This window comes from Stenotrophomonas sp. YJH_SMC_37 (assembly GCF_059370035.1).
This window is the reverse complement of the sequence record NZ_JCAFTG010000001.1, coordinates 420,688-436,622: the sequence shown is the minus strand read 5'-3', so window position 1 is coordinate 436,622 and position 15,935 is coordinate 420,688. Positions and strand designations below refer to the sequence as shown.

13 protein-coding genes are annotated in these 15,935 nt (G+C 67.8%); 8 read left to right on the top strand and 5 right to left on the bottom strand.

Annotation, left to right across the window (positions count from 1 at the left end):
- Positions 1–105: 105 nt before the first annotated feature.
- Positions 106–2,313, bottom strand: coding sequence for a TonB-dependent receptor (locus AC5P8J_RS02130; RefSeq protein WP_021202516.1), 2,208 nt, complete (start codon positions 2,311–2,313; stop codon positions 106–108).
- Positions 2,314–2,449: 136 nt separating this feature from the next.
- Between AC5P8J_RS02130 and AC5P8J_RS02125 the strand changes: the two genes are divergently transcribed.
- Both AC5P8J_RS02125 and AC5P8J_RS02120 read left to right on the top strand, forming a co-directional pair.
- Complete coding sequence (locus AC5P8J_RS02125; protein WP_008264835.1) at positions 2,450–2,863, top strand: MerC domain-containing protein; 414 nt, start codon at positions 2,450–2,452, stop codon at positions 2,861–2,863.
- Between the two features lie 110 nt (positions 2,864–2,973).
- Positions 2,974–3,153, top strand: coding sequence for a 30S ribosomal protein THX (locus AC5P8J_RS02120; protein ID WP_004150462.1), 180 nt, complete (start codon positions 2,974–2,976; stop codon positions 3,151–3,153).
- A 129-nt stretch (positions 3,154–3,282) separates the two neighbouring features.
- On the opposite strand, the gene AC5P8J_RS02115 is transcribed toward AC5P8J_RS02120, so the two are convergent.
- From AC5P8J_RS02115 to AC5P8J_RS02105, 3 genes are all read right to left on the bottom strand, one after another.
- A complete protein-coding gene (locus AC5P8J_RS02115; RefSeq protein ID WP_346483510.1) occupies positions 3,283–4,533 on the bottom strand; it encodes an alkaline phosphatase family protein in 1,251 nt (416 codons plus the stop codon).
- Between the two features lie 409 nt (positions 4,534–4,942).
- The gene (locus AC5P8J_RS02110) at positions 4,943–5,434 is read right to left on the bottom strand and encodes a methylated-DNA--[protein]-cysteine S-methyltransferase (protein ID WP_021202265.1); all 492 of its coding nucleotides are present in this window, start codon (positions 5,432–5,434) and stop codon (positions 4,943–4,945) included.
- Positions 5,431–6,909: a DNA-3-methyladenine glycosylase 2 gene (locus AC5P8J_RS02105; protein ID WP_019659161.1), complete on the bottom strand. Its 1,479-nt coding sequence runs from the start codon at positions 6,907–6,909 to the stop codon at positions 5,431–5,433. Before AC5P8J_RS02105 ends, AC5P8J_RS02110 begins: the two co-directional genes overlap by 4 nt.
- A 444-nt stretch (positions 6,910–7,353) precedes the next feature.
- Between AC5P8J_RS02105 and AC5P8J_RS02100 the strand changes: the two genes are divergently transcribed.
- The 4 genes from AC5P8J_RS02100 to ubiM all read left to right on the top strand — a co-directional run bounded on the left by AC5P8J_RS02100 (position 7,354) and on the right by ubiM (position 10,779).
- Entirely contained in the window at positions 7,354–8,514 is a 1,161-nt protein-coding gene (locus AC5P8J_RS02100; RefSeq protein WP_021203641.1) for a COG3904 family protein, read from the top strand.
- A gap of 59 nt (positions 8,515–8,573) precedes the next feature.
- Complete coding sequence (locus tag AC5P8J_RS02095) at positions 8,574–9,119, top strand: DUF4019 domain-containing protein (protein WP_019659159.1); 546 nt, start codon at positions 8,574–8,576, stop codon at positions 9,117–9,119.
- A gap of 11 nt (positions 9,120–9,130) precedes the next feature.
- Entirely contained in the window at positions 9,131–9,520 is a 390-nt protein-coding gene (locus AC5P8J_RS02090) for an MAPEG family protein (RefSeq protein WP_021203642.1), read from the top strand.
- Positions 9,521–9,600: 80 nt separating this feature from the next.
- On the top strand, positions 9,601–10,779 hold the full coding sequence (gene ubiM / locus AC5P8J_RS02085; protein ID WP_021203643.1) for a 5-demethoxyubiquinol-8 5-hydroxylase UbiM: 1,179 nt from the start codon (positions 9,601–9,603) through the stop codon (positions 10,777–10,779).
- A gap of 11 nt (positions 10,780–10,790) precedes the next feature.
- Here ubiM and AC5P8J_RS02080 read toward each other — a convergent pair whose 3' ends face one another.
- The gene (locus AC5P8J_RS02080) at positions 10,791–11,012 is read right to left on the bottom strand and encodes an RNA-binding S4 domain-containing protein (RefSeq protein WP_019659156.1); all 222 of its coding nucleotides are present in this window, start codon (positions 11,010–11,012) and stop codon (positions 10,791–10,793) included.
- Positions 11,013–11,276: 264 nt separating this feature from the next.
- Here AC5P8J_RS02080 and AC5P8J_RS02075 point away from each other — a divergent pair, with 264 nt between their 5' ends.
- Positions 11,277–13,223: a DEAD/DEAH box helicase gene (locus AC5P8J_RS02075; protein WP_021203644.1), complete on the top strand. Its 1,947-nt coding sequence runs from the start codon at positions 11,277–11,279 to the stop codon at positions 13,221–13,223.
- A gap of 218 nt (positions 13,224–13,441) precedes the next feature.
- Positions 13,442–15,865, top strand: a complete 2,424-nt coding sequence (locus tag AC5P8J_RS02070) for a putative bifunctional diguanylate cyclase/phosphodiesterase (RefSeq protein WP_021203645.1) — start codon at positions 13,442–13,444, stop codon at positions 15,863–15,865.
- Positions 15,866–15,935: the final 70 nt, after the last annotated feature.

The window sequence follows — 15,935 nt, the reverse complement described above, 5'->3', positions numbered from 1 at the left end:
CCCCGGGAGAGAGAATGGTATTCGTGGTGCGGTCCCGCCATGCGTTGAAGGGCGAGTGGGGGCAGAGCCCTTTCCCGCGGAAAGGGCTCCGCCCCCCTACATCGATCAGAAGAACGCGCGGATGCCGAATGCGACACCACGGCCCGGCAGCGGCGAGTAGTCGCGCAGCAGCGAGGTGTGCGGACGGACTTCGCGGTTGGTCAGGTTGCTGCCATCCAGGAACACCTCGTAGCTGTTGCTGGCGTTGCGGTCCCAGCGGTAGGCCAGGTGGGCGTCGACCAGGGTGTAGCCATCGCTCGGCTCCTCGTTCTGCGCCACGTCCTTCTGGCGGCTGTAGCGCACCGCACCGACCGAGGCGCGCCAGCCGTCCTTCGACCAGCGCAGGTCGGCGCCGACGCGGGCCGGGGCAATACGCGGCAGGTAGCCGGTGTTGGCCAGTTCCACGTTGTAATTGTGGTTGTGGTCGCCGTGCGGCACGGCGATGTCGAGGTTGCGGCTGCCGCTGCCATCCAGCTTGGCCTTCACGTAGTCACCGAACAGGCGCAGATCCCAGTCACCGGCGCCACCTTCGAACAGGTGCACCAGCGCTTCGGCCTCGGCACCGCGGAACACCGCGTCCTGCTGGGTCCAGGCGCGGACCGGCAGGCCTTCGGTAACACCGGTGTCGGCCAGGTAGATGAAGTCCTTGAACCTGGTCTGGTAGACCGACGCGGAGAAGTCCAGGCGCTCACTGTGAGTGTGGATACCCAGTTCCACGCGCTGGCCGCGCTCGGTCTTCAGGTTGGCGTCGCCGATCTCCAGCGAACGGGTGGCGATGTGGGCGCCGGCGGCATACAGCTCCTCGTTGGTGGGTGCACGCTCGGAGCTGTCCACGCCGATACGCAGGTCAACGGCGTCGTTGAGCTTCCAGATGCCGGCGGCAGACAGGTTGGTGGCGCCGAACGTGCGGCGCCGGTAATCACCGGTCGGGTCCAGCTTGACCTGGTCGTGGCGGCCGCCCAGTTCAAGCTTGAACGGTCCGAACTGCTTTTCCTGCAGCACGAACAGGCCGATGTTCTTCGTGCCTGTATCCGGAACGAACGCCTCTTCGCCCTTGGCACCGAAATCACTGTTGCCGAACTGCAGGCCGAAGGCACCGTCCCAGCCACCGATCTGCTGCTGCACCGCTTCCAGGCGCGCTTCGATGCCACGGTTGGTGAAGCGGGTCGACGGCGTGCCGGCCTCCAGCTCCACGTGCTCGTAGTCGGTATAGGCCACGCGTGCGTTGATGTTCTTCAGGAACGAGACCGGGTCATAGATGCCGGCCTTGGTCTCGAAGCGGTTCTGCACCATGTCGATGCGCACGTCATGCTCGTCGCCGCCTTCCTCTTCGTCGCCATGGTCGTGGCCGTGGTCATGGCCGTGATCGTCGCCATCGGCGTGCACGTGTGCGCCGTTGGGAATGCCGTAGTTGGTGCGGTAGGTGCTGGCCGACACGCCGAAGTAGCCGCCTTCGCCCAGCCAGGTCGCACCGACGCCACCGGCACGGGTGCGGATCGAGCTGTTGTCGAGGCGGCCGCGACGCGGCTCTTCGCCTTCCTCGCCCGCGTGGTCATGGTCGTGGTCGTCATGGTGGTCTTCCAGGCTGTCGATCACCGCGTAGCCAGGGATACGGTAGTCGTCGCCATTGCGCACCAGGCCGTCCACATGAAGCACGACATTGCCGCTGACGCCATCGAGGCGGAACATGCCGCTGCGCTCATTGTTCACCGAATTGCCGCGCAGTTCGGCGCGGCCGCTGAGCGGCCGCTCCGGCAGCTCCCGTGCGATGCGGCCATCGACCACGTTGACCGCACCACCGATGGCACCGCTGCCGAACAACAGCGTGGCGGGGCCCTTCAGCACTTCGATCTGGTCGGCCAGGAACGGCTCGATGCTGGTGGCATGGTCGGCACTGACGGTGGATGCATCCATGTTGCCCATGCCGTTGGACAGCACGGCCACGCGCGGGCCTTCCTGGCCGCGGATGATCGGGCGGCCGACGCCGGGCCCGAAGAAGGTGCTCTGTACGCCGGGCAGCTTGGCCACGGTATCGCCGAGGGTGCCGGCCTTCTGCTCGTCCAGGCGCTCACCGGCCAGAACCTCCACCGGGCGGGCCAGCGATTCGGCATCGCCCTGCAGTGGCGACGCGGTGACCTGCACCGACGACAGTTCAGTCAGGTGGCGGTCACGATGGGAATCGTCTTCGCTGGCGGCGAAGGCAACGGTCGGAAGCAGGGCGGCGAGGGCCAGGGCCAGGGAATGCGGCTTGAGCCGTGGGGTGTGGGCAGGCATGGATCGGTCCTTTGTTACACTGTATCAATCGCAGGGCGCACGAATCCCGCCGATGGGAGAGGGGGAGGGGAAACCGTGCGGTTCGGGAAGGGATGTTATATTATTCCATAACGATTCGCCGACCCTGCTGGAAGTCATGTCCCTGTCCTCACGCCTGCGCCATCTGCTCGACCGTTTCGGCGCTACCGGTTCGATGCTGTGCGCGGTGCACTGCGCGGTGATTCCCGTACTGCTGGCGGCGGCGCCTTCGCTGGGCCTGTCGTTCTGGCTGAGCGATGGCGTGGAGCAGGCGCTGGTGGTGTTCGTGACCCTGCTCGGGCTGTTCAGCCTGGTATGGGGCTACCGCCGCCACGGCGCGCTGCGCGCGCTGGGCTTCCTGATTCCCGGCCTGGTCGCGTTGTGGGCCGGTGTGCTGTACGACCCGCTGCACCACAACGCCGTGCCGCATGCGGTGGTGATGACCATCGGCGGCCTGCTGGTGGGGGTGGCCCACCTGGTCAATCTTCGCCTCAACCACGGCCACGTGCACGACGCCAGCTGCGCGCACTAGGCGCTCCGTGATAGGATTTTCGATCGTGCGCGGGGGCGCCCAGCAAGGCGGCCCCGCCGAACCCGTGTCAGTACGGGGTAACCAGATTTCACACTTGAGGAGTTGAAGACATGGGTAAGGGTGACCGCAAGACCGCCAAGGGCAAGCGCTACAACGCCAGCTACGGCAACGCCCGTTCGCACACCGCGAGCAAGGTCGCCGTAGGCGCCGCCGCCCCGGTTGCCAAGAAGACCGTGGCCAAGGCTCCGGCGAAGAAGGCTGTGGCGAAGAAGGCCGTCGCCAAGGCCTGATCCGGCCGACCGACCGGTCCAAAGAAAAACGCGGCGCCTGGCGCCGCGTTTTTTTTATGCACGTTCTTGTAGAGCCGAGCCCATCCTCGGCGCAATGCAGCCGAGCGTGGGCTCGGCTCTACAATCGGATCAGCGCAGGGTCTTCTTCAGCGTTTCCGGATTTCCGTCGTTCGGCGCGGCCGGCACCTGCAGCAGGTGCGCCAGCAGCGGGTAGACGTCGACATTGTCGAAGCCATCGATCACCAAACCCTGTCGGAATGACGGGCCGCTGGCCACGAACACGGCACGCATGGAGGGCAGGGCATTGTCGTAGCCATGCGAGCCGCGATCCTGATGGTCGCGTTTGGCGATTTTCTCCTGATGCAGGGCATCCCAGCCTTCATCCATGACACAGACGATGGCCGGAACCCGCGGATGCGTGCCATAGTGCCAGCGTGCCGGCAGGTTCTCCTTCTTCCAGCATTCGTAGTGCGCGTGGCGTCCGAGCAGGGCGCGTTCGGCTTCCGCTTCGCGGCCGGCGACCGGCGCAAAACCCACCGACTGGCCCTGGCTGATATTGCGTGCAATGGCCGGGTCGGCCATCGACTCGGTGGAGATCACCTGGCCGACCGGCACGCTGGCCATGCCATGGTCAGAGACCACGATCACGTTGGTGGTCGCGGCGAGGCCGCGCTGCTGCAGCCCATCGAGCACCTGGCCGACGATCTGGTCGGCGTGCACGATGGCGTCGGCATACTGCTTCGACTCGGGGCCGTAGTTGTGGCCGGCCTTGTCCACGTGTTCCATGTACAGCGTGGTGAGGCGCGGTGCATCAGCATCGGTCTGCGCCAGCCAGTCGAGCACGATGCCGGCCCGCTGTTCCAGCGGTTGCTTGCCGTCGTACACGCGCCACTTGCTGGGGCGCACGCCGCGGATTTCAGACTCACTGCCCGGCCACGCCGTGGTGGCCGAACGTACGCCAGCGTTCTCGGCACTGACCCAGATCGGTTCGCCACCCCACCAGCCGCTGGTGGTGACCGCGTCGCGGTTGCTCAGTTCGAAACGGCCCAGGGTTGCATCGTCCATGCTGTTGTTGACGATGCCGTGGTGGTCCGGACGCAGGCCGGTGACGATGGTGTAGTGGTTGGGGAAGGTCAGCGACGGATAGGACGGCGTCATCCAGCGTGCACGCACGCCGCCGTCGATCAGTCGCTGCAGGTTCGGGGTCAGGCCGCGGTCCAGCGCGTCGGCACGCAGGCCATCGATGGAGATCAGCAGCAGCTTGGGCGGCGCAGCCGCAGCGACGGGTGTGGGAACGGAGGCGGAAGGGGCGGGCGCGGTGGTGCAGGCGGCCAATGGCAGCAGCAGCGCCAGCGCGCAGGTCAGGCGTACGGAAGTCATCCGCGCATGATAGTGCGAGGTAATGACGCGCCCAAGACACGGCGCACTATTGCGCGCCGTGTCCGCGCATTTTTCCTTATCCCCGCGCCTGTCGGCGCGCCCCCTTCAACAAAAAGGGGGCTTTTCTCCAGACAGTTTACAGACGCTTCCATCCACGCATGGCGTGGATCTACCGCGTCGACCAAGGTCGACACCTACCCACCGCCGCGGGAATCTGTCGAAGGTGGGGCGGTGTGGGTGGGCAGGACCGTTGGCGCCATGGATGGCGCCAACGAGCCCCCATGGATGGGTTTACGGCGTGTCCTGCCCACCCATACCGCCCCACCCAACGCGTAGAAAATCGGAGCTGTATTGGCTCTTGACCTTGCCGTTGCCTCTGCGGGTGCCGGGCGCAGCCCGGCCAGCCCTCTCAGGCGAACAGCGGGGCCTGGCGTTGTTCCAGCCGAAGCAGCGCCGCCTTGGTTTCCAGGCCGCCGCCGAAACCGGTCAGTGCGCCGTTGCTGCCGATCACGCGGTGGCAGGGCAGGATGATCGGCAGCGGGTTGCGCCCGTTGGCTGCACCGACCGCACGGGTCGCGCTGGGTTGGCCCAGGTGCTGCGCCAGCTGCAGGTAGCTCCAGGTCTGGCCGAACGGAATCAACGCCAGCGCCTGCCACACACGCAGCTGGAACGGCGTGCCGCGTGGTGCCAGCACAAGGTCGAAGCTGCTGCGTTCGCCGTGCAGGAACTGCAGCAGTTGCTCGCGCGCTTCCGGCAGCGCATCCGGTGCGTAGTGCCAGTCATCGCGCCCGCGTGCCGGATGGCGGTTCTCGGGGAAAAGCACATGTGACAGGCCACGTTCGTCACCGGCGATGGTCAACACGCCGATCGGGCTGTCGAAACGGTCGAACAACAGGGTCATGTCGGTTCTCCAACGAACGTGCCGGACAGGTGCCAAAGGTGCAGCACCGCGTAGGCGCGCCACGGCCGCCACGGTTGCGAGCGCGCTTCGGTTGCACGTTCGCTCAGGCGCTGGCCCTGCGCGTGGCCGAGCACCTGCTGCAGTACAAGATCGCCGGCCGGGAACGCATCGGGCTGGCCGAGCCCGCGCAGGGCGATGTACTGCGCCGTCCACGGGCCGATGCCGGGCAGCGCGACGCAGCGCGCAACGAATTCCTCCAATGCCTGCCCGGGCGCGAAGTCGAGCTGGCCGCTGGCGCAGGCGGCCGCCAGCGCACGCACGGTGGCGGCGCGGCTGCGCGGCAGGCCGATCGATTCCAGGGGCGCTTCGGCCAGCACCTCGGGCGCCGGGAACTGGCGATCGAATTCCGATGGCATGCCCGGCAGGTGCGCGCCATAGGCGTCGACCAGGCGCCGCGCGAAGGTGGTGGCTGCGGCCACACTGACCTGCTGTCCGAGCACGGCGCGTACGCCCACCTCGAAGCCATCCCAGCCGCCGGGTACGCGCAGCCCGGGGCGTTCGGCGATACCGCGCGCCAGCAAGGGTTCTTCGCTCAGCGCGGCGTGCACCTGCTGCAGGTCCGCGTCCAGATCGAATACGCGGCGCACGCGGCGCACGATGTCCGGAATCAGACGCGGATCGACCGCGCCCAGCTGCAGGCGCAACTCCGGGCGCTTCGGGTCGGCGGTGACCCGCAGCAGGGTGGGGCGTTCGGGCGTGCCCAGCACACGCTGGTAGCTGTCTTCGCCGATCAGTTCGATGCCAGGCAGGCTGCGTTTGCGCAGGAAGGCCAGCATGCGCGGGAAGTCCAGCGGCGGGCGATACACCAGGCGCAGCACCAGGCCGCCGTCATCGGCGGCCAGCGGCTGGTGCTGGCGACGCAGCGCCGTCGGTGCCATGCCGCAACCCTGCAGGAAGGCGGTGTTGAAGCGGCGCAGGCTGTTGTAGCCGGCGGCCAGCGCAACGTCGGTCACCGGCAGCGTGGTCTCGGTCAGCAGTTGCTTGGCCAGCAGCAGGCGATGGGTGGCGTGGATCTGCGCCGGCGTCGCGCCCAGGTGTTCAACGAACAGGCGCTGCAGCTGGCGCGCGCTCAGGCCGATCTTCTGCGCGAGGTCCGCGACGGGCTGCTCCTGAAGGAAGCCGCCATGGATCAGGGCGAGTGCGCGTTGCACGGTCTGCCCGGCCAATGCCTGCTGGGCCTGCGGTGCCAGTTCAGGACGGCAGCGCAGGCACGGGCGGTAGCCGGCAGCTGCGGCCGCAGCGGCGGTGGGGTAGTAGGTGATGTTGCGCGGCTTCGGTGGCGGTGCCGGGCACACCGGGCGGCAGTAGATGCCGGTACTGCGCACGGCGGTGAAGAACACGCCGTCGAAGCGCGCGTCGCGGGCCAGGCGGGCACGGTCGCAGGCGGCGGTGTCGAGGGCGAGGGCGGTATCCATGGCGCCAGTCTAGGCGTGTGCGGCTGGAGATACTCGCCACATTCGGACATGGATGCTGAAGAGGATTGGGCAGGGCTGCGCCCTGCACCCGCAGAGGCAACAGCAACAGCAGGCTTCCTGCGGGAGGGCGGGGTGGGGCCGGTGGCAGGGGGCGCTGCAAGTACGTCCCTGTAGCTCGGTCGCGCCATCCATGGCGCTCACGCCCCTGCCACCGGACCCACCCCGCCTTCGACAGTTTCCCGCGGCCTGCCGGAACGGCATCCCGCTCTGGGTGTCGACCTTGGTCGACACGGTAGATCCACACCATGCGTGGATGGAGTGGTGCAAGACGCTGTAATGAAAAGGTTGGAGCCAGAGGGTCAGAAGGGGTTCAGTGCCACGCGCTGAACGGGTGCCCCGGACGGGTAGACTGTGGCTCCTGCTCACGTGAAGACTGGTTGCCCGATGTCCGCCAAACGCCGCTGGTTGCCCCTGTTGTGCCTGGCCCTGGCGGGCTGCAGCCAGCTGGAAAATCCGGGCAATGTGACTGCTGCCGACAAGGCGGCGCGGGCACCGGCCAGCGATGGCGAGAACATGGTGTCGATCAATGCGGCCGATGCACCGCCACCGCCAGCGCCGCCGCGCAGCCAGGCGGATCGGCCGTGGCCGCAGGCGCAGCTTGAGAATGGCCGTGCCTGGGTCAGCTGCAGCACGGAATATGCTGGCGATGCCGGCGACGGTGTCGAGCTGGAAGGCCTGCAGCGCGAGCAGATCACTCAGGCGCTGGCGCCGTGCGCCGAGCGCGGCCTGATGCGCGTGCGTTACGCCGGCAAGATCAATCCGGGCTTCGCCGAGATGATGTGGCGGTTGGCGGTGGTCGCCGACCAGCAGAAGATCCACAAGCGCATCCTCGATCTGGATTCCAGCGGCGGCCAGGTGGAATCGGCGATCGTTGCCGGTGACAGCATCGGTGAATCCGGCTGGACCATCTGGGTGCGCGAAGGCTCGATCTGCCACAGCGCCTGCGTGTTCGTGCTGGCCGCCGGTGACAACCGCCTGCTGTCGGGCAAGGTCGGCATCCACCGCATGATGCGGATCAGCTCCAAGGCCACCTCGCGCGCGGAACTCAACCGCGAGCTGCACGAGGTCTACGACAACGTGAAGGACTATCTGCAGCGCAATGGCGTGGCGGTGGGCGTGGCCGATCTGATGATGACCGTGCCCAACCGCAGCCTGCGCCTGCTGACTCCGGACGAGCTGCGCCAGTACGGCCTGGATGGGACCAATGCGGTGCAGGATGATCTGGAACGGATCAAGCAGATGCGTGCCTGCGGCGATGATTTCGTGCAGCGCAAGGACGCGTTCCTGATCGCCTTCGACCAGCAATGCAAGCGCGAAGGCGCCGACATGGAGTCGATCAACAGCTGCGGCCAGGCGTTGAAACAGCGCTTCGGCTTCCCCGACGCGGTGTGCCCGGACGAAAGCCCGCTGTCGGAGATCGATGTGGCGACGCTGCCCCCGGCACCGCCGGAACCGCCGATGGCCGAGCAGGCAGCCGACGATGCAGGCAAGTCTGCGGCGCAGGCCGATGCGGCGGCGGTGGAAGGCAACGCCCACGCGCGCTGACGAACCGCTCACCGCGCTGGCGTAGACTGCGGTCCTTTCCTCGAGAACCGGCGGTGTCCATGAAGCGCGCGCTCCTGCTGCTGTCCCTGCTGCCCCTGACTGCGTTGGCGCAGGCACCTGCGCCGGCCACGCCGGCACCGGCACCCGCGCGCCCGGCCCCGGCATCGCCGGCGGCTGCGAAACCGGCCACCGCCGGCGCTCCGGCATTGACCGCCGCGCAGCAGGCCCAGGTGCAGAAGCAGGACGCCGAAATGGGCGCGGCTGCGTTGAAGGCGGCGCAGCTGGTCGATGCCAACCGCGCCGGCGAACTGTGGGATGGCGCTTCGGCCGTCGCCCGTCGTGCGGTGCCGAAGGCCGCCTTCGTCAGCCAGCTGACCACCGAGCGTGCGCGCCTGGGGGCGTTGGCCGGGCGTGGCCAGCCCACCATCACCCGGGTCAAGTACAGCGCCGGTGCTGCGGTGCCGGAAGGGCTGTACATCAACGTCAGCTTCCCGACCCGTTTCGCCAACAGCGCGCAGCCGGTGCGCGAGCTGGTCTCGTTCCGTTTCGACGAAGACCAGGTGTGGCGCCTGGCCGGTTACAGCCTGCGTGCGTCGGCACCCTGAGGAGATGAGCGATGGCAACTGAACTGGCAATGCTGGCCTGGTCGATCGTGCTCGGCTTCGTGTACATCTTCGCCACCTCCACCGTGGTCACCCGCGAGCGCGGGATGAAGTGGAATGCCTCGGCACGCGATGGCGATGCAAAGCCGCTCAGCCCGCTGGCCGGCCGCCTGCAGCGGGCCCAGGCCAACTTCCTGGAAACCTTCCCGTTCTTCGCCGCCGCCGCCATTGCAGTAGTCGTGTCCGGTCGCGGCAACGGCACCACGGCGCTGGCTGCGCAGGCCTACTTCTGGGCGCGTGTGGTCTATCTGCCCCTGTACGCGGCCGGCGTGCCCTACCTGCGCAGCCTGGTGTGGCTGGTGTCGCTGCTGTCGATCCTGGCGCTGGTGTTCGCGTTGTTGTGACCCGCGCCTGATCCAGATCAAGGCCGGTCAGGCGCGCGGCGCTATGCTGGCCCGGACTGAATCAACGGCAGGAGGCGCGCATGCGCAGGATGGACGTGGTGGTGGTCGGCGCCGGACCGGCGGGCCTGTGCTTCGCTCGGGCGCTGGCCGGCAGTGGCCTGCAGGTCGGGCTGGTCGAAGTTCAACCGCGCCAGGCGCTGGCCGAGGCCGCCTTCGATGGCCGCGAGATCGCGTTGACCCATGCCTCGCGGCAGAGCATGGAGCAGCTGGGGCTGTGGCAGCGCCTGCCGCCGGCCGAAGTCGCTGAACTGCGCGATGCCAAGGTGATGAACGGCGGTTCGCCGTTCGCGCTGACCTTCGCCAGCAGCCAGGTCGACGGCCAGCCGCTGGGCTGGCTGGTGCCCAACCATCTGATCCGCCGCGCTGCATGGGATGCCGTGCAGGACCAGGATGGTCTGGACCTGTTCGACGGGCGCAAGGTGCAGCGCGTCCAGGCCGATGCGCAGGGCCACGTGGTCAGACTCGATGACGGCAGCCAACTGCACGCCCGCCTGCTGGTCGCGGCTGACAGCCGCTTCTCCGCCACCCGCCGCATGCTTGGCATCGGTGCGCAGATGCGCGACTTCGGCAAGTCGATGCTGGTGTGCCGCATGCAGGTCGAGCGCGACCATCACCACACGGCCTGGGAATGGTTCGGTTACGGCCGCACCATGGCGCTGCTGCCGCTCAACGAGGGCCAGGCATCGGCGGTGATCACGCTGCCGCCGCGGCAGATCGAAGAACTGCTGGCGATGGATGAGGTGGCCTTCGGCGATGCCATCAGTGCGTGCTTTGAACATCGCCTGGGCCGCATGCAGCCGGTGGCGACGCCGCAGGCGTACCCGCTGGTGGGTGTGTACGCGCACCGTTTCGTCGGCGAGCGTTCTGCGCTGATCGGCGATGCCGCAGTCGGCATGCATCCGGTCACCGCGCATGGCTTCAACCTGGGCCTGGCCAGCGCACAGCGGCTGGCGCAGGGCATCGTCGCGCAGCAGCGTCGCGGTGCCGACATTGCTGCCGCCGGCATGCTGACCAGCTACCAGCGGGGCCATCGGCTGGCGTCGCGGCCGCTGTACGAAGCCACCAATGCGATCGCCAGCCTGTACACCGACGACCGTCGCCCGGCGCGCCTGCTGCGTGCGGCTGGCCTGCGCCTGGCGCAGGGCGTGGCACCGTTCAGGCAGCTGATCGCCTCGCACCTGACCCAGCGCGTGGCCTGAACGGCTTCAGATCAGCCGGCAGCCAGCACCCGGATCTGGCTGCCGGAAAATTCGACCACCTGGCCCGCGCGGATCTTGCAGGCCTTGCGCAGCTCGATTTCGCCATCGACCCGCACCTGGCCTTCACTGATGACCATCTTGGCCTCGCCGCCGCTGGTGACCAGGTCGGCCAGCTTGAGCAGCTGCTTGAGTTCGACGTAGTCACCGTCGAGGTCGAATTCGAGAATCTGCATGGAGCGGGTTCCTGGGAAGAGGGCGCAGGCCAGCGGCCGGGCCGGGAAGCGGGCGCGTATTGTGCGCCAGCACGGGCTCGACGGCACGCGCACGGAAAGCTGTACGCCTCGTTCAGGATCAATGCGGTATCATCCCGCTCTGAGCGAGTGAAATCTCCTCCGACCGAGCAGCGCCAGGGCACGCGATAAGAAGGGCGCCCAAAGCGCGGACCATCCCTTTTTTATCGCACTGCCAGGAAGACGGCAGTGCCTTCGGAGTTCCCCATGTCCCAAGATTCCCAAGCGCCGCTGCAGTTCGCGCAGCTCGGCCTGTCCGAGCCCGTGATGCAGGCGGTCACCGCCATCGGCTACGAAACCCCGTCGCCGATCCAGGCCGCTACCATCCCCGCGATGCTGGAAGGCCGCGACGTGCTGGGCCAGGCCCAGACCGGCACTGGCAAGACCGCTGCGTTCGCACTGCCGGTACTGTCCAACATCGACCTGCAGCAGATCAAGCCGCAGGCCCTGATCCTGGCGCCGACCCGCGAACTGGCCATCCAGGTTGCCGAGGCGTTCCAGTCCTACTCGTCGAAGATCCCGGGCTTCCGCGTGCTGCCGGTGTACGGCGGCCAGCCCTACGGCCAGCAGCTGTCGGCGCTGCGCCGTGGCGTGCACATCGTGGTCGGTACCCCCGGCCGCGTGATCGATCACCTGGACCGCAGCACCCTGGACCTGTCCGAGCTGAAGACCCTGGTGCTGGACGAAGCCGATGAAATGCTGCGCATGGGCTTCATCGACGACGTCGAAGCGGTGCTGAAGAAGCTGCCGGAGCAGCGCCAGGTGGCCCTGTTCTCGGCCACCATGCCGCCGCAGATCCGCCGCATCGCGCAGACCTACCTGCAGGATCCGGTGGAAGTGACCATTGCGGCCAAGACCACCACCTCGGCCAACATCCGCCAGCGTTACTGGTGGGTGAGCGGCATGCACAAGCTGGATGCGCTGACCCGCATCCTGGAAGTCGAGCCGTTCGACGCGATGATCATCTTCGCGCGCACCAAGGCCGGCACCGAAGAACTGGCCAGCAAGCTGCAGGCCCGTGGCCTGGCCGCTGCCGCCATCAACGGCGACATGCAGCAGGCCCAGCGTGAGCGCACCATCGCCATGCTGAAGGAAGGCAAGCTGGACATCCTGGTTGCCACCGACGTGGCTGCGCGCGGCCTGGACGTGGAGCGCATCAGCCACGTGCTGAACTACGACATCCCGTACGACACCGAAAGCTACGTGCACCGCATCGGCCGTACCGGTCGTGCCGGCCGCAGCGGCGAGGCGATCCTGTTCGCGACCCCGCGCGAGAAGGGCATGCTGCGCCAGATCGAGCGCGCCACCCGCCAGCCGATCGAAGAGATGCAGCTGCCGAGCGTGGAAGCGGTCAACGACACCCGCATCAACAAGTTCACCTCGCGCATCAGCGAAACCCTGGGTGCCGGTGGCCTGGACTTCTACCGCCAGCTGCTGGAGCGCTTCGAGAACGAGCAGAACGTGCCGGCCATCGAGATCGCCGCCGCGCTGGCCAGGATGCTGCAGGGTGACACCCCGTTCCTGCTGCAGCCGCCGGTGCGTGCCCCGCGTGAAGAGCGCACCCCGCGCGAGCGTTTCGACCGTGGCGACCGTCCGGAGCGTGGCGATCGCTTCGACCGCAACGAGCGCGGTCCGCGCTTCGAGCGTGGCCCGCGTCGCGACGACGCCGAAGGTGGTTTCGAGCAGCGTCCGCGCCGTGAGGTTCCGCCGCGTGGTGCACCGGAGCAGGGCATGGAGACCTACCGCATCTCGGTGGGCCATCAGCATGGCGTGAAGCCGGCCAACATCGTCGGCGCCATTGCCAACGAAGCGGGCCTGGAAAGCCGCTTCATCGGCCGCATCGACATCCACGACGACTTCTCGCTGCTGGACCTGCCGGCACAGATGCCGCCGGACGTGCTGTCGCACCTGCAGAAGGTGTGGGTGTCCGGCCAGCAGCTGCAGATGCGTGCGCTGGCTCCGGGTGAAGACACCAACCCGGCCCCGCGTCCGTTCAAGCCGCGCTTCGACAAGCGTGGCCCGGGCGGCCCGGGTGGCCCGCGTCGTGGTGGCCCGGGTGGTCCGGGTGGCCATGGTGGCGACCGCGGCGGTGACCGCGACAGCCGCCCGCCGCGTCGTGACGGCTTCAAGCCGCGCGGCCCGCGCAGCTTCTAAGCCGCACCCGCAGCCGTCCATAACAACGCCAGCCCCCGGGCTGGCGTACAGGAAAAGGGGACGGAGGGGATTAAGTCGTAAATGGCAGGCCATGCGCTTATGCCGAAAACGACTTAATCCCCTCCGTCCCCTTTTTCGCATGGCCCACACATTGCCGGTCATAGGCTGGGCCGGTTCCAAGGCAGGTTGTCACCGCAGCACATTCGGGGGGATCCGGGATGGGTAGAAGTGGCACGGACCAGCAGAGCCGGCGGGTGCCGATGACCCGTGGGCTGGGATTGCGCTTTGCGTTGTTGACGGGCATGGCGATCGGGCTGGTCGCATTGTCCGCGTTGATCCAGGAACTGCAGGCGGCTTCGACGGCCTGGATCGCCGGGCAGGGTTACTGGTCACGCGGGCAGCAGGATGCCACTGCTGCGCTGAGCCGCTACCTGGCGCGCGGCCATGCCCAGGACCTGGAGGACGCGCGCCAGGCCCTGCGGATTCCGTTGGGAGATCTGCAGGCCCGGCTGGCGCTGGAACAGGCGGTACCGGACGAGGAGAAGGCCCGGCAGGGCTTCCTGCAGGGTGGCAACGCGCATGCCGATATCCCGCGTCTGGTGTTCTCGTTCCGCTATGCACGCGACATCGGCGCCTTCCGCGAAGCAACCGCGTTGTGGCGGCAGACCGACGATGACCTGTTGGCGGTGCAGCGGCTGGTCGCCGAGCTGCAGTCGGCGCACGCCGAAGGCACGCTGCCAGTGGCCGACCGCGACCGTTACCTGCAACAGCTGCGCGATCTGGACCGGCGGCTGCAGGTGCAGGCGCAGTCGTTTTCCCGAGCGTTGCTGCGCATGGCCACGATGGTGCGGATCGCCACGCTCGTGGTTGGTGGGCTGTCGGTGCTTGCGATCAGCCTGATGGCGGTGGCCCTCGCGCGCCGCGTCGGCAAGGACCTGACCGAACATGAAAGCCGCTTCCGCGCCGCCTTCTATCAGGCCAATGTCGGCATGCTCAAGCTCGACACCGAAGGCAAGGTGATCGAAGCCAACCAGGCGATGGCCGATATCCTCGACTACCGGCGCGACGTGCTGCTGCAGATGTCGTTGGGCGATCTGCTGATGGACGGCGAGCTTGTCATCGATGGGGTGGGCCGTATCGACTGGGACCGGCAGCTGCGGCCGAGCGAACTGCGCTTCCGCCGTCGCGATGGCAGCCTGGTCTGGGGCCGCTGGAGCGGCACCGGTGTGCGCAGCGCCGCCGGTGGCCTGTCGGTGTTCGCGATCATCGAGGACGTCAGCCAGAACCATGCACTGGCGCGCGAGATCGAGCACCACGCCAGCCATGACCCGCTGACCGGCCTGATCAACCGCCGCGAGATCGAACGGCTGCTGGAACGCGCGCTGTTGCAGGTGCGCAGCGAAGGCGGCACGCACGCGCTGTGCTATATCAACCTGGACCATTTCAAGCTGGTCAACGACAGCTTCGGCCATGCCGCCGGTGACCAGATGCTGCGCAGTTTCGCCGACTATCTGGTGGCGGCGGTGCGTGATGGTGACTGGGTCGGCCGGCTGGGTGCGGACGAGTTCGCGGTGTTCCTCGCCCATGCCGGGCAGGACGAGGCCAAGCGCGTGCTGCAGCGGGTGATCCGCAACCTGGGCCAGGCCACGTTTCCGATCAGCGAGGGCAGCCCGCAGCTGAGCTGCAGCATCGGCGTGGTCGAGGTCAGTGCAGATGCGCCGGACGTGAACTGGTTGATGAGTGCCGCCGACAGCGCCTGCTATGCCGCCAAGCAGGCCGGGCGCAACCGCGTGCACTGCTTCAATGAGAACCGCATGGCGCTGGAGGAGCGGCGGCAGGAGGCCGAGCGCCTGCAGGGCGTCAGCCTGGCGATGGCCGAGAATCGCATGCTGCTGTATGCACAGCGCATCGCCCGCGTGGGGGATCCGTCTTACCTGCACTACGAGGTGCTGGTGCGCATGCGTGGCACCGATGGCAGCCTGCATCTGCCCGGCCAGTTCATGCCGGCGGTGGAGCGCTATGGCATGGCGGTGGCGCTGGACCGGCACGTGCTCGGGCTGCTGTTCCGCCACCTGCAGGTGTGCCCGGCGCACGTGCGCCAGCTGGGCCTGTGCAACGTCAACGTGTCCGCGCAGTCGATCGCCGAGCCGGGATTCCTCGCCTTCGTCTGCGACCTGCTCGAGCGCAACCGCGCGCTGGCCTCCAAGCTGTGCTTCGAGATCACCGAGACTGCGGCGATCAGCAACCTCAGCCAGGCCCGCGCCTTCATCGATGCGGTGAAGGCACGGGGGTGCCGGATGGCGCTGGATGACTTCGGCTCCGGCCTGTCTTCCTTCGGCTACCTGCGCCAGTTGCCGGCGGACATCCTGAAGATCGACGGCGCCTTCGTGCGCGACATGGATACCGACCCTGTCAGCCACGCCACGGTGCGCGCGATCAGCGAGCTCGGGCGCGAGCTGCAGATGGAAGTGGTGGCCGAGTGGGTGGAGACCGCCGAGGTCGCCGGTGCGCTGACCCGGCTTGGCGTACAGGGGCTGCAGGGCTATGCCATCGAACGGCCGCAGCCGCTGGAGCGGCTGACCCTGGTCGATCTGCGCCCGGTACGGCTGGTCGCGGTGAAGGGGCCGCCGGCGGCTGGCTGAACCGCGGGCGCCGACTTTGGTGTACACATGCGTGGCGTGCCCGGCTGCGATAATGCGCGTCAGGGGCGGC

What these genes read in the sequence shown, in the direction of transcription:
- AC5P8J_RS02130 (WP_021202516.1), bottom strand. Translation starts at nt 2,313, where the DNA reads ATGCCTGCCCACACCCCACGGCTCAAGCCGCATTCCCTGGCCCTGGCC.
- AC5P8J_RS02125 (WP_008264835.1), top strand. Translation starts at nt 2,450, where the DNA reads ATGTCCCTGTCCTCACGCCTGCGCCATCTGCTCGACCGTTTCGGCGCT.
- AC5P8J_RS02120 (WP_004150462.1), top strand. Translation starts at nt 2,974, where the DNA reads ATGGGTAAGGGTGACCGCAAGACCGCCAAGGGCAAGCGCTACAACGCC.
- AC5P8J_RS02115 (WP_346483510.1), bottom strand. Translation starts at nt 4,533, where the DNA reads ATGACTTCCGTACGCCTGACCTGCGCGCTGGCGCTGCTGCTGCCATTG.
- AC5P8J_RS02110 (WP_021202265.1), bottom strand. Translation starts at nt 5,434, where the DNA reads ATGACCCTGTTGTTCGACCGTTTCGACAGCCCGATCGGCGTGTTGACC.
- AC5P8J_RS02105 (WP_019659161.1), bottom strand. Translation starts at nt 6,909, where the DNA reads ATGGATACCGCCCTCGCCCTCGACACCGCCGCCTGCGACCGTGCCCGC.
- AC5P8J_RS02100 (WP_021203641.1), top strand. Translation starts at nt 7,354, where the DNA reads ATGTCCGCCAAACGCCGCTGGTTGCCCCTGTTGTGCCTGGCCCTGGCG.
- AC5P8J_RS02095 (WP_019659159.1), top strand. Translation starts at nt 8,574, where the DNA reads ATGAAGCGCGCGCTCCTGCTGCTGTCCCTGCTGCCCCTGACTGCGTTG.
- AC5P8J_RS02090 (WP_021203642.1), top strand. Translation starts at nt 9,131, where the DNA reads ATGGCAACTGAACTGGCAATGCTGGCCTGGTCGATCGTGCTCGGCTTC.
- ubiM (WP_021203643.1), top strand. Translation starts at nt 9,601, where the DNA reads ATGCGCAGGATGGACGTGGTGGTGGTCGGCGCCGGACCGGCGGGCCTG.
- AC5P8J_RS02080 (WP_019659156.1), bottom strand. Translation starts at nt 11,012, where the DNA reads ATGCAGATTCTCGAATTCGACCTCGACGGTGACTACGTCGAACTCAAG.
- AC5P8J_RS02075 (WP_021203644.1), top strand. Translation starts at nt 11,277, where the DNA reads ATGTCCCAAGATTCCCAAGCGCCGCTGCAGTTCGCGCAGCTCGGCCTG.
- AC5P8J_RS02070 (WP_021203645.1), top strand. Translation starts at nt 13,442, where the DNA reads ATGGGTAGAAGTGGCACGGACCAGCAGAGCCGGCGGGTGCCGATGACC.